Genomic DNA, 13,066 nt, shown 5'->3' with positions numbered 1-13,066 from the left:
TAAGCGCAGTTATGTTTAGCTAATTGCGCAAAATTTTGCTATAATCCCGCCCAATTTTTTACGAATTACACAGAGAAGAATTATGTCAACAACTACTCCAGAAACTTATGGTGCAAACAGTATTAAAGTGCTGAAAGGGCTTGATGCGGTGCGTAAACGTCCCGGTATGTATATCGGTGACACAGACGATGGAACAGGTTTACACCATATGGTTTTCGAGGTCGTGGATAACGCCATTGATGAGGCCTTGGCAGGTTATTGCAGTGACATTATCGTGACTATTCATTCCGATAATTCCGTTTCCGTGCAAGATGACGGGCGCGGTATTCCGGTAGATATTCACCCGGAAGAAGGTGTGTCTGCCGCAGAAGTGATCATGACGGTTTTGCATGCGGGCGGTAAATTTGACGATAACTCCTATAAAGTCTCCGGTGGTTTGCACGGAGTGGGCGTATCTGTGGTTAATGCATTGTCTGATAAATTACAACTGACTATTCGCCGTCAAGGCAAAGTGCATGAACAATTTTATCGCCTTGGCGATCCCGTTGCTCCGTTAGCGGTCATTGGTGAAACCACCCAAACCGGTACCACCGTGCGTTTCTGGCCAAGCCCGACTATCTTCACTAATATTGAATTTGAATACGATATTTTAGCCAAGCGTTTAAGAGAGTTATCTTTCTTAAACTCCGGCGTTTCCATTCGTTTAATTGACGAACGCACCGACAAACAAGACCATTTCCATTATGAAGGTGGTATTCAAGCGTTCGTGGAATATATCAATCGTGGTAAAACGCCAATCCACCCGAAACCATTCTATTTCTCTGCAGAAAAAGACGGCATTGGCGTGGAAATTGCGTTGCAATGGAACGATGGTTATGCAGAAAACATTTACTGCTTTACCAACAACATTCCACAACGCGATGGTGGTACGCACTTGGCAGGTTTCCGCGGGGCGATGACCCGTACGTTGAATAACTACATGGAGAACGAAGGCTACACCAAGAAATCCAAAGTGGCGACTTCCGGTGATGATGCCCGCGAAGGCTTGGTGGCCGTGATTTCCGTGAAGGTACCGGATCCGAAATTCTCTTCTCAAACCAAAGATAAATTGGTTTCCTCCGAAGTAAAAAGTGCGGTGGAATCTTTGATGAACGAGTATTTGCAAGCCTATTTGTTGGAAAATCCAAACGATGTAAAAATCATCGTGACCAAAATTATTGATGCGGCACGTGCCCGTGAAGCCGCACGTAAAGCCCGTGAAATGACCCGTCGTAAAGGCGCATTAGACTTAGGCGGCTTGCCGGGTAAATTGGCGGATTGTCAGGAGCGTGATCCGGCGTTATCTGAACTTTATATCGTGGAGGGTGACTCTGCGGGCGGTTCGGCAAAACAAGGGCGTAATCGTAAAAACCAAGCGATTCTGCCGTTAAAAGGGAAAATCCTGAACGTGGAAAAAGCCCGCTTTGACAAAATGTTATCTTCTGCAGAAGTGGGTACATTGATTACGGCGCTAGGTTGCGGTATCGGTCGTGACGAATATAACCCGGATAAATTGCGTTATCACAGCATTATTATCATGACCGATGCGGATGTGGACGGCTCGCACATTCGTACGTTGTTATTGACCTTCTTCTATCGTCAAATGCCGGAGCTGATTGAGCGCGGTTATGTATATATTGCACAACCACCGTTGTATAAAGTGAAAAAAGGCAAACAAGAGCAATACATTAAAGACGATGAAGCCATGGCGGAATTTGAATTGGCGATTGCGTTGGAAAATGCGGCGCTTTATGTGAATGACAATGCACCGGGCATGCAAGGTGTGGCATTACAAAATCTCGCTTCCGAATATCTTGCAGTACAAAAAATGACGACCCGCTTGAGTCGTTATTATCCGGAAAGCGTGTTGAAAGAATTGATTTATCAACCGGCGTTGACGACGGCATTAATGCAACAGGAAAGTGCGGTCAATTCTTGGGCTGATTCTTTGGTTGCTTCTTTAAATGGAAAAGAAACTGACGGCAGACATTATAGCCATCGTTTGCAATTCAATGCTGAGCGAAACGTGCATGAAGTGGTATTGACGGTGAGAACCCATGGCATTGATACGGATTATTTCTTAAACTTCCAGTTTGTAACCGGTAATGAATATGCCCGCTTAATTGCATTGGGTGAAAAATTGGTCGGTTTATTAGAAGAAAACGCTTATGTTATGCGTGGTGAGCGCAAAGTTACAGTAACTTCTTTTGAGCAGGCGATTGAATGGTTAATGAAAGAATCTCGCCGTGGTTTGATGATTCAACGCTATAAAGGGTTAGGTGAAATGAACCCGGAACAGCTTTGGGAAACAACAATGGATCCGAATACTCGCCGTATGTTGAAAGTATCTATCAAAGATGCGGTGGCGGCAGATCAGTTATTCACCACCTTAATGGGTGATGAAGTAGAGCCTCGTCGCGAATTTATTGAAAGTAATGCATTAAGAGCGAATTTGGATATTTAAAACAGCCTATTGCGTTTTGTCCTGTTCACACAAGCATAGAAAAGCCGGCAACATCGCCGGCTTTTTTACGTCATGAATGTTTCCATTAACCTTGCAATGAAACGCGTTTCATATCTTTCATGTAACCACGCAATTCTTGACCGATCAATTCTACCGGGTGATTGCGGATTTCATCGTTCACATCGCGTAAAGTGATGTTGTCAATTTCCACAGTTGGTGTTGGTTCACCGATATCGCCTTTGCGTAAGGTTGGCACCAATGCTTTTTGCATAATCGGACCGGCAACGTTAGCGAATAAGTAGTTACCGTATTCTGCCGTGTCGGAAATCACCACGTTCATTTCATATAAACGTTTACGCGCAATCGTGTTGGCGATTAACGGCAATTCGTGTAAGGACTCGTAGTAAGCGGATTCTTCGTAAATGCCGCTGGCCACCATGGTATCGAATGCCAATTCAACACCGGCTTTCACCATCGCAATCATTAACACGCCATGGTCGAAATATTCTTGCTCGCTGATTTTGCCCTCATATTTCGGTGCGTTTTCAAAAGCGGTTTTGCCGGTTTCTTCACGCCATTTTAAGAGGTTGGCATCACCGTTTGCCCAGTCTTCCATCATCACACGGGAGAATTCGCCGCTGATGATATCGTCCATGTGTTTGGCAAATAAGAACGCCAATTCTTCTTTGATTTGTTCTGCTAACTCGAACGCACGCAATTTTGCGCTGTTGGATAATCGATCCATCATCAACGTGATACCGCCTTGTTTTAAGGCTTCGGTGATAGTTTCCCAACCGTATTGTACTAATTTGCCCGCATAGGCTGGATCTTTGCCGTCAGCTACTAATTTGTCGTAGCAAATGAGAGAACCCGCTTGCAACATACCGCAAAGGATGGTTTGTTCACCCATTAAGTCTGATTTGACTTCCGCCACGAAAGAGGATTCCAACACGCCTGCACGATGACCACCGGTTGCCGCCGCCCAAGCTTTGGCGATTTCTAAACCTTCGCCTTGTGGGTCATTTTCCGGGTGCACGGCAATTAATGTAGGCACGCCAAAACCACGTTTGTATTCTTCACGAACTTCTGTACCCGGGCATTTTGGTGCCACCATTACGACGGTGATGTCAGGACGGATTTGCTCGCCCACTTCAACAATGTTTAAACCGTGGGAATAGCCCAATGCTGCACCTTTTTTCATCAACGGCATCACATCAGCAACCACTTTGGAATGTTGTTTGTCCGGGGTGAGGTTAATGACTAAATCGGCGGTTGGAATCAGTTCTTCATAAGTGCCCACTTTAAAGCCATTTTCAGTGGCACGTTGGAATGACGCACGTTTTTCTGCGATGGCTTCCGGGCGTAATGCGTAGCTGATGTCTAGACCAGAATCACGCATATTTAACCCTTGGTTTAACCCTTGTGCACCGCAACCTACGATCACGATTTTCTTGCCTTTCAAGAAATTCGCTTCGTTTGCGAATTCATTACGATCCATAAAACGGCAACGACCTAATTGATCTAATTGTTGGCGTAAGTTTAAGGTATTGAAATAATTAGCCATGATATTTTCCTTTTGTGTGGGAGTGTTTGTTTAGGTTTAGGTTTAGGTTTAGGTTTAGGTTTAGGTGATTATAGGGTGTTTTGGTGTTGCGTAAAGTGATATTATTGGGATTTTGTGTTGCGGTTTTTGCAATTACCTACATTTAGAGGAATCGGTTTCGCCGATGGCGACCTTCTTTCTTTTGCTTGCCCAAAAGAAAGAAGGCAAAGAAAAAGGCACTCCGACTAAGCCGCTTATCCTTATTCCAATGCAATTTTTTTCACGCTAAATTTCGAACTCGCTTCGCTCAAACAAAGCGAAATTTAGCTAAAAATTGCATTTCCATAAGGGCGTCTTACACGGAGAAAATAATTTGTTTTTTAAAAAAGTGCGGTTGAATTTTTAGGTGTTTTTCATTTTAAAAAACATTTTTAGAAATAACCGCACTTTTGAATCTGTTGACATAATACACTTTAAGTCGCGCTCGAATAAAATAGGGTCCCCATCTGAACCGCCTGAGCGATTTGCAATTTTTAGGAAATTTTCGTTTGTCTGAGCCGCTGGTGGCGAGTTCGAAATTTAGCGTCAAGAAAATTGCATTGAAATAAGGACAAGCGGCTTATCCGGGGTGCCTTTTCTTTTGGTTCGTTTTCTTTGGGCAAGCAAAGAAAATGAACTCGTACTCAACGACGTTGAGTACAAAACCCAAATCAAACTTAAGCAAAACAAATATTATGAACTTTAACGATCTCAAAATCTTCATCACCCTCACCCAAACTCAAAACTTCGCCAAAACGGCGGCGTTGCACCATATGTCGCCGTCAACCTTGTCCCGCCAAGTGCAAAAAATCGAACAGGAACTGGGCCAGCAACTTCTGTGGCGGGATAATCGTCAGGTGTCGTTAACGCCGAATGGTGAGGCGTTTTTGGTGTTTGCACAGCAGCAGTGGCAGAATTGGATGCTGTTTCAACAGCAGTTGCATACCCAAGAGGAAGAGCTTAGCGGGGAGCTCAAGCTGTATTGCTCGGTGACGGCGGCGTATAGCCATTTGCCGGGGATTTTGGAGAAATTCCGTGCGCATTATCCGAAAGTGGAAATTCAACTGACCACAGGCGATCCGGCGCAGGCGGTACATTTAGTGCAGACGCAGCAGGTGGATTTGGCGTTAGCGGGGAAACCGCCGGTATTACCAAGTGCGGTGACATTTCATTATATCGATGATATTGCGTTGTCGATGATTGCGCCTCGTGTGGCCTGTTCGGCAACACAATTATTGCAACAAGAACCGATTAATTGGCAACAGGTTCCTTTTATCTTGCCGTTAGACGGCATGGCACGGCAGCGGATTGAAGAATGGTTTAAACAAAAAGGCATTAAACACCCAAAAATCTATGGCACTGTGGCGGGGCATGAGGGCATAGTGTCCATGGTGGCACTGGGCTGTGGTTTGGCGTTATTGCCTGATGTGGTGATTAAGAACAGTCCACTGAACAGCCAAATTTCTACCTTGCAGTTAGAGGAATCGATTACCCCTTTTGAACTTGGTGTGTGTGCATTGAAACCTGCCTTAGAGCGCCCTCTAGTGCGTGCATTTTGGCAGTTATTAGCGTAAAGTGCGGTCATGATTTAAGGAGTTTTTATGCTAAAAGGCGTTGCGTTTTCTTTATTTGCCTCTCTGCTGTTTGGCTACATGTATTATTTTTCTACGCTGTTGCTGCCTTTGAGTGGTACAGATATTTTCGGTTATCGCATTGTATTTACCTTGCCTTTTGTGGCGGCGGCTGTGTTTTTGTTTAAACAAAAAATGGCGTTGATTGCCCATTTAAAACGCATTCAAAGACAACCGCACTTTGCGTTGGCCTTTCTCTTTACCGGTGCGTTGATGGGCTTTCAAATGTGGCTATTTTTGTGGGCACCTAATAATGGTAGCTCGTTGAGTGTTTCTTTTGGTTATTTATTGCTGCCTTTAGTGATGGTAGCGGCAGCGCGAATTATTTTTAAAGAACGGATTTCACGCATTAAGTTCTTAGCCGTACTGATTGCCGCCGTGGGGGTGATTTCCAACATTGCCTTAAAAGGGGAAATTTCCTGGGAGGCGTTGGTAATTTGCGTGGGATATACCTCTTACTTTGTGGTACGACGAATGTGGAAAATCACCGATCTTGCGGCATTCTTCTTAGAAATGTTGACCCTTTTGCCATTTTGTATTTACTTCGCCTGGCAAGTGGATATTGCCCAAGTACAACAAAGCAATCCGAATATTTTGGTTTTATTGCTACTGCTTGGCTTAATTAGCGGCACGGCACTTAATTCTTACATTCTTGCCAGCAATCATTTGCCGATGAATTTGCTGGGCTTACTTGGTTATGTAGAGCCTTGCCTGATGGTGGGAATTTCCTTATTAATTGGTGAAAAGATTGATGCGCAAAGTTATCCGCTGTTTATTTGCTTGATCCTTGCCATGCTTTTGATTATCACGGATGGCATTCTGCAAGCGAAAACGCGCCAATAGCTTTTTTATAACTGTTCAAATAATGGCGTAATATTTGGCATTACGCCTCGCCATAAATAAAATGAATGCGCTGCTTGCGCCAATAACATCCCGAAACCGTCACTTCGGTTTTGCACACCTAACGCACGACAGCGCGCCAAAAACGGCGTGTCTTTTTGTCGGTCATATTGCATATCATAAACCGCTTTTGCTGTTCGCAGAATCTCATCGTTAATTTGTATCGTATCGCCGTGCAGACCTGAGGAGGTCGCATTGATAATCACATCAAAGGATTGCGCGGGAAGTTGACCAAGTTCTACGGCACGAATATTGCCGTAAGGCGAAAATTTCTCTGCCAGCTGTTGTGCTTTGGCTAAAGTGCGATTGGCAATCACAATGTTTTGCTGTGCATGTAAAAGCGGTAACAATACGCCTTTTGTGGCACCGCCTGCCCCTAAAATGAGTAGGGTTTGATTCGGCTTAAGCCAATTTAATCGTTGCAAATCCGTCACCAATCCTGCGCCATCGGTATTGTCCGCATACAGCGTGCCATCGTCTAATTTTTTCAACGTATTGCAGGCCTCCGCCATCAGACAACGCTCACTGTGTGCATCTGCCAGCTTGAACGCCCGTTCTTTGAAAGGCGAGGTGATATTACACCCTACTGCACCTTGCGCAAAAAACGCCAATAATTGCCGTTCAAAATCCTGTTCGTCGCCTAACATGGCATCGTATTGCACGTCTTGTGCGGTTTGTTCGGCAAAAATGCGATGAATTTGCGGCGATTTGCTTTGAGCGATAGGGTTGCCCCAAACGGCATATAACATGATTTATCCTTGACGAAAAACTTGGTTGGTGAAAATGTCGCGAATTTCGGATGGGTTTACCGCGCCGCCCACAGGCATATTTAGCACCGGAAAATCTGTGCCGAATTGTTGTGTGACTTCTTGTGCAGTGCGGCAAGGTGGCTGTCCGGTTAAGTTGGCACTGGTGGAGGTGAGTGCAAAGCCTGCCTGTTCGCATAACAGCTTAACGGCAGGGTGTTGGCTGATACGTACCGCAATACTGTCAAAATCGCCGGTAAGAAATTTGGGTGTCGTCGTTCTGGCTGGGACGACCCAAGTCGTTGGCCGATCATATTGCGTGGTTAAGCGTTGCCAATGTGCTTCCATCAAACAGCTTTCATCCATAAAAGGCAACAAAAAATCCAAGCTCGGCGCAATTAAAATCAGTCCTTTTGACATGGGGCGTTGTTTTAAAACCAGTAAATTTTGCACCGCACTTTGGCTGTTTGGATTACAACCTAAGCCGAAAACCGCTTCGGTAGGGTAGGCAACGACTTGCTGATTTTTTAAATGGTTAACAATCTCTTGTAAATTCATGAGGTTACTCGGTCGTAAAAATATGGCGGCAGGTTTTATTCACACATTGCCAAGTGCGTTGTTCGCCCTGTTGTTTTTTTAATAAGGCTAAATTGCCATGGCATTGCGGGCAATCGATTAAATACGGTTTAGTTGGCACGGAAAACTTACAATGCGGAAAACGGTTGCAGGCGTAAAATAGCTTGCCGGCACGTCCACGCCGTGCCACTAACTGCCCTTCTTTACATTCCGGACAAGGTACGTGTTCTTCCGTTTTGTCTTCTGTTTCCTCATGCACCACAAAATGACAGTCAGGGTAATTACTGCAGCCAATAAACATGCCAAAATGCCCTTGTTTTAACGCCAATAAATGGCCACATTGAGGGCAGTTTTGTTCCAATATTTTGAGGGTTTTTACTTCGTTGGAAGCCTGTAACGGTTTTAAATAATCACATTGCGGATAGGCAGAACACCCGAGAAACAGCCCTTTTTTGCCTTGTTTTATTTGCAACAACGCACCGCACTGCGGGCAGTGTTCCTCGTGTTTGGTAGGCTGAAATAAAGGTTGGTTCATGGCATGCCCTAAAAGTGCGGTGATTTTTCTCGACAAATATTAAAACGGTTCGTGCGCCATTCTACCGCAAGTTTTGCGCCTTTTACCACTTGCGAAATGAAAAAGCAAAAGGTCGGCAAAGACCAAGGATTTCCTTTATACTAACGCCGAATATCAGGAGGGAACATGTTTGCATTGGATATTGATTTAAATGTGTTATTGGGCGTTTGTACCGCATTGGGCGTGCTTTGCCTTATATTGCTTTTTGTCAGCGCGCGTCGGAAACGGGATAGCTTGGAATTACAACAGGATTTAAATAAAAACATTGAGGATTTTAATCGCTTATTAGAAAAATTTGATGCCGTTACTGCCCGTAAAAATCAATTAGAACAAGAGGTGGTGAAAGCACAAACTACGGCGGATGGGCTACAAATTCGCTTAAACGAACGGGATGAAAAAGTACAGTATTTGCAAACGGAACTGAACGAAGAGCAGGCGCGCCATTCTGCTATTGCAGAACAAATAACGACGCTGAAAGAACGTTTTGGTGTGGCATCGGCACAGGCGGACAGCTTGCGCGGACAACTTGCGCAAAGCCAAGCGCAGATTGTCCGCAAAGAAGAATCGCTAGCAAATTTAACGGAAAAACACACCGCACTTTCGCAGGAACTGGCGGAATTGAAAACCACGTTAACGGAAAAAGAAAAGCATTTTGTCGAGCAGCAACAACATGTTGAACAAACCAAACAGCAGCTCAATACGGAATTTCAAAACCTCGCCAATCGTATTTTAGAAGAGAAAAGCCAGCGTTTTCAGCAAACGAACCAAGCGTCCATGGACAGCTTGTTAAAGCCATTCCGTGAGCAAATTGAAAGCTTCCAAAAACGGGTGAATGAAATTCACTCGGAATCCCTTAAGGGCAACGCAGGCTTGGAAGCGGAAATTAAGAAAGTGTTAGAAATCGGTTTGAGTATGTCGCAACAAGCGAACAATTTGACTTCCGCTCTGAAAGGGGAAAAGAAAACCCTTGGTAACTGGGGGGAAATGCAGTTGGAGCGGGCGCTGCAATCTGCCGGCTTGGTGGAAGATGAACATTACACCGCACAGGCGCATTTCAAAAACGAAGAGGGCAAGCGCAATTATCCCGACTTTATTCTTAACCTACCGGATGAGAAACATTTGATTATCGACAGCAAAATGTCGCTTAACGCCTATGAAAGTGCGGTCAGTGCTGAAGATGAAATAGCGCGGCAGGCGTTTCTGCGCGAGCATATTAAAGCACTGCGGAATCACATCGACGACCTATCCCGCAAAGATTACAGCAACCTTATCGGCATACGTAGCCCGAATTTCGTGTTGATGTTTATTGCCGTGGAACCCGCTTACATTGAAGCCTTAAAAATGGATCCGAGTTTGTTCGGTTATGGCTATGACAAAAATGTCATTATGGTGTCACACACCACGCTGATGCCGATTTTGCGCACGGTAGCGAACCTGTGGAGGGTGGAGCGCGGTAATGCGGAAGCGCGTGAAATCAGCGAAAAAGCCGGTGAGATTTACAACCAAATCTGCTTACTCGCAGAGCGTTTAGCGAAAGTGGGAAACAGCCTTTCCACCGTCAGTTCGCACTACAACAGCGCTGTCACGGCACTCGTGGGGCAGCAGGGCTTGATGGGCAAAGTGGAGCGCTTTAAAGCACTTTCTGCCAAAGCCAACAAAACCATGCCGGATATCGAACCGCTGCATCATGATTTTGAAACGGAACGGTTATTGCTGAATAAAGAAAAAACAGAGAACGAACCTAAAGAAAGCCTAGAAAGCACATAGAAAAATGTACAAAAAAATGCCGCACTTTAATAAATTACATCAAAGTGCGGTTTATTTTAAGACCAAACCACGCATGAAACGTGATTTCACACTTTCGGGTATTCATGATTTCGTGCAACAAGTTGCACGCTACTCTATAGATCCTTATCGTGTTAAAAAACTTTTCATTAATTGACCGCACTTGGTGCAATACCTTTCTTCCGGCGGCTATTTTTCACCGTAGAAATTGGCTCAAGTTTGACAAACTCAACACCGCTTGGCGGATTTTCCAATGCAATGGTTAACACTTCATCGATGGTTTCTACCGCATGAATGTTCAAATCACGTTTAGCATTTTCCGGAATATCTTCCAAATCTTTCACATTATCTTTTGGAATAACCACCGTTTTAATGCCGCCACGGTGCGCAGCCAGTAATTTTTCTTTTAAACCGCCAATTGGTAATACTTTGCCACGTAAGCTGATTTCACCGGTCATCGCCACTTCGGATTTTACCGGATTACCGGTTAAACAAGACACCAATGCGGTACACATAGCAATCCCTGCACTCGGGCCGTCTTTTGGTGTCGCACCGTCCGGAACGTGAATATGAATATCGCGTTTTTCGTGGAATTCCGGATTAATGCCTAATTTATCTGCACGGGCGCGTACGACAGTCATTGCCGCTTGAATGGATTCTTTCATGACATCCCCCAAGGAGCCAGTGTAACTGAGTTTGCCTTTGCCCGGCACGGAGGCGGTTTCAATCGTCAGTAAATCGCCGCCGACTTCCGTCCATGCCAAACCGGTGACTTCGCCAACACGATTTTGCGTATCGGCACGACCAAATTCAAAGCGTTTCACGCCAAGGTAATCGTGTAGATTTTTCGCCGTCACTTTGATGGATTTTAATTTCTTATCTAACAGTAAGGTTTTTACAGCTTTACGGCAGATTTTTGAAATTTCACGTTCTAAATTACGCACACCGGCTTCGCGAGTGTAATAGCGGATAATATCCACGATCGCACTGTCATCAATGGTTAATTCACCGGCTTTTAGCCCATTGCGTTCCATTTGTTTGTTGATCAAATGGCGAGTGGCGATATTCAGTTTTTCATCTTCTGTATAACCGGATAAACGAATCACTTCCATACGATCTAATAATGGCGTTGGAATGTGCATGGAGTTTGAGGTCGCCACAAACATGACATCGGATAAATCGTAGTCCACTTCCAAATAATGATCGTTGAAATGGGCGTTTTGTTCCGGATCCAATACCTCTAATAAAGCAGAAGCTGGATCGCCACGCATATCAGAAGACATTTTGTCGATTTCATCTAACAAAAAGAGCGGGTTTTTTACACCGACTTTTGCCATTTTTTGAATCAATTTGCCCGGCAAGGAACCAATATAGGTTTTCCGGTGACCACGAATTTCTGCTTCATCACGCACGCCGCCTAATGCCATGCGCACATATTTGCGCCCTGTTGCATTGGCAATAGATTGTCCTAAAGAGGTTTTACCGACACCAGGAGGGCCTACCAAGCAAAGAATTGGCCCTTTTAATTGATTTAAACGGGTTTGCACGGCAAGGTATTCCAAAATACGCTCTTTCACGCGCTCCAAACCATAGTGATCGGCATCTAAAATTTCTTGTGCTTTGGCGAGATCTTTTTTCACTTTGGTGCGTTTATGCCAAGGCACTTGAATCATCCAGTCAATATAACTGCGCACAACAGTGGCTTCAGCCGACATTGGCGACATCATTTTCAGTTTTTGCAATTCAGCTTCGGCTTTTTCACGTGCTTCCAAAGGCATTCTTGCCTCTTCAATTTTTTGACGAAGCTGTTCAATTTCACTTATCGCATTTTCTTCTTCGCCAAGCTCTTTTTGAATGGCTTTAATTTGTTCGTTTAAGTAATAATCGCGCTGACTTTTTTCCATTTGTTTTTTCACGCGACTACGAATGCGTTTTTCCACCTGTAATAGATCCGCTTCGGACTGCATTAACCCCAGCAAATACTCAAAACGTTCCACCACATTGCTCATTTCTAATACGGTTTGTTTTTGGGCAACGGAAACCGGTAAATGGGAGGCTAAGGTGTCACTTAATTGTTCCAAATTTTCAATTTGTTGAAGTGCGGAAAGAATATCCGGCTGTACTTTCTTGTTCAAATTCACATAGTTTTGGAATTCATCTAAGGCTGCTTTGTGAACAACTTGTAATTCTTTTTTATTGCCAAGCGTACTTTCAATCGGCTTAATTTGCGCTTGAAAATGTTCACCGATATCTTCCAATTGATAAATCTGTGCACGTTGCTGTCCTTCCACTAACACTTTCACCGTGCCGTCCGGCAGTTTGAGCAACTGGATAATATTGGCAATGGTGCCGACATCGTATAAATCATCAATACCGGGTTCTTCCAATTCCGGCTGCTTTTGCGATACCAACAAGAGTTGCTTGCCGTGATTCATTGCTTCATCAAGGCTGTGGATAGATCTTGGTCTTCCCACAAATAACGGCATCACCATATAAGGAAACACAACGACATCGCGCAATGGCAATACCGGTATGGTTTGTAATTCTGATTTTTTTGTTCTCATCGCATACTCTCTTTTCTATTCTGCTAATTTGGCTCTATATGGAGATGATTTCGTTAAATTCAAGATTTAGAAAAAAAATCTACCGCACTTCATTCACGCTTTCACCATATTCTCAATTGCCATGCAACCGTTTAAATGAACGGATTGATTCTAGAGGAAAGCGCAGTATAATTCTATCAATTCATAGCATTTTCTATGCCTTAGC

General features: G+C 44.3%; 9 protein-coding genes. 4 read left to right on the top strand and 5 right to left on the bottom strand.

All coding sequences use genetic code 11. The features are described 5' to 3' along the window. Positions 1-82 precede the first annotated feature (82 nt). Entirely contained in the window at positions 83-2,503 is a 2,421-nt protein-coding gene (gene gyrB / locus Q0203_RS01110) for a DNA topoisomerase (ATP-hydrolyzing) subunit B (RefSeq protein WP_297928927.1), read from the top strand. Between the two features lie 85 nt (positions 2,504-2,588). On the opposite strand, the gene ilvC is transcribed toward gyrB, so the two are convergent. Then, the gene (gene ilvC / locus Q0203_RS01105; protein WP_297928925.1) at positions 2,589-4,067 is read right to left on the bottom strand and encodes a ketol-acid reductoisomerase; all 1,479 of its coding nucleotides are present in this window, start codon (positions 4,065-4,067) and stop codon (positions 2,589-2,591) included. A gap of 713 nt (positions 4,068-4,780) precedes the next feature. On the opposite strand from ilvC, the gene ilvY reads away from it, so the two are divergent. Both ilvY and rarD read left to right on the top strand, forming a co-directional pair. Further along, a complete protein-coding gene (ilvY, locus tag Q0203_RS01100) occupies positions 4,781-5,659 on the top strand; it encodes an HTH-type transcriptional activator IlvY (RefSeq protein ID WP_297928923.1) in 879 nt (292 codons plus the stop codon). 27 nt (positions 5,660-5,686) lie between these two features. After that, entirely contained in the window at positions 5,687-6,559 is an 873-nt protein-coding gene (rarD, locus tag Q0203_RS01095; RefSeq protein WP_297928921.1) for an EamA family transporter RarD, read from the top strand. A 5-nt stretch (positions 6,560-6,564) separates the two neighbouring features. Here the strand turns inward: rarD and aroE are convergent, their stop codons facing one another. The 3 genes from aroE to Q0203_RS01080 are packed head-to-tail and all read right to left on the bottom strand — an operon-like array spanning position 6,565 to position 8,473. Further along, on the bottom strand, positions 6,565-7,368 hold the full coding sequence (gene aroE / locus Q0203_RS01090) for a shikimate dehydrogenase (RefSeq protein ID WP_297928969.1): 804 nt from the start codon (positions 7,366-7,368) through the stop codon (positions 6,565-6,567). After that, positions 7,369-7,920 carry a Sua5/YciO/YrdC/YwlC family protein gene (locus tag Q0203_RS01085; RefSeq protein ID WP_297928919.1) on the bottom strand — a complete coding sequence of 184 codons (552 nt, stop codon included), beginning with the start codon at positions 7,918-7,920 and terminating at the stop codon, positions 7,369-7,371. A 4-nt stretch (positions 7,921-7,924) separates the two neighbouring features. Further along, entirely contained in the window at positions 7,925-8,473 is a 549-nt protein-coding gene (locus Q0203_RS01080; RefSeq protein ID WP_297928967.1) for a topoisomerase DNA-binding C4 zinc finger domain-containing protein, read from the bottom strand. A 165-nt stretch (positions 8,474-8,638) separates the two neighbouring features. Here Q0203_RS01080 and rmuC point away from each other — a divergent pair, with 165 nt between their 5' ends. After that, positions 8,639-10,279 carry a DNA recombination protein RmuC gene (rmuC, locus tag Q0203_RS01075; protein WP_297928917.1) on the top strand — a complete coding sequence of 547 codons (1,641 nt, stop codon included), beginning with the start codon at positions 8,639-8,641 and terminating at the stop codon, positions 10,277-10,279. A 167-nt stretch (positions 10,280-10,446) separates the two neighbouring features. Here rmuC and lon read toward each other — a convergent pair whose 3' ends face one another. After that, positions 10,447-12,861, bottom strand: coding sequence for an endopeptidase La (gene lon / locus Q0203_RS01070; protein WP_297928915.1), 2,415 nt, complete (start codon positions 12,859-12,861; stop codon positions 10,447-10,449). Between the last annotated feature and the right edge of the window lie 205 nt (positions 12,862-13,066).

This window comes from uncultured Aggregatibacter sp., from assembly GCF_938046485.1.
In the GTDB taxonomy this organism is placed as follows: domain Bacteria; phylum Pseudomonadota; class Gammaproteobacteria; order Enterobacterales; family Pasteurellaceae; genus Aggregatibacter.
This window is presented reverse-complemented; position numbering and strand designations above follow the sequence as displayed.

Excerpts from the sequence above, each read along its gene's own strand:
- gyrB (WP_297928927.1), top strand. The coding sequence starts at position 83 with ATGTCAACAACTACTCCAGAAACTTATGGTGCAAACAGTATTAAAGTG.
- ilvC (WP_297928925.1), bottom strand. The coding sequence starts at position 4,067 with ATGGCTAATTATTTCAATACCTTAAACTTACGCCAACAATTAGATCAA.
- ilvY (WP_297928923.1), top strand. The coding sequence starts at position 4,781 with ATGAACTTTAACGATCTCAAAATCTTCATCACCCTCACCCAAACTCAA.
- rarD (WP_297928921.1), top strand. The coding sequence starts at position 5,687 with ATGCTAAAAGGCGTTGCGTTTTCTTTATTTGCCTCTCTGCTGTTTGGC.
- Q0203_RS01085 (WP_297928919.1), bottom strand. The coding sequence starts at position 7,920 with ATGAATTTACAAGAGATTGTTAACCATTTAAAAAATCAGCAAGTCGTT.
- Q0203_RS01080 (WP_297928967.1), bottom strand. The coding sequence starts at position 8,473 with ATGAACCAACCTTTATTTCAGCCTACCAAACACGAGGAACACTGCCCG.
- rmuC (WP_297928917.1), top strand. The coding sequence starts at position 8,639 with ATGTTTGCATTGGATATTGATTTAAATGTGTTATTGGGCGTTTGTACC.
- lon (WP_297928915.1), bottom strand. The coding sequence starts at position 12,861 with ATGAGAACAAAAAAATCAGAATTACAAACCATACCGGTATTGCCATTG.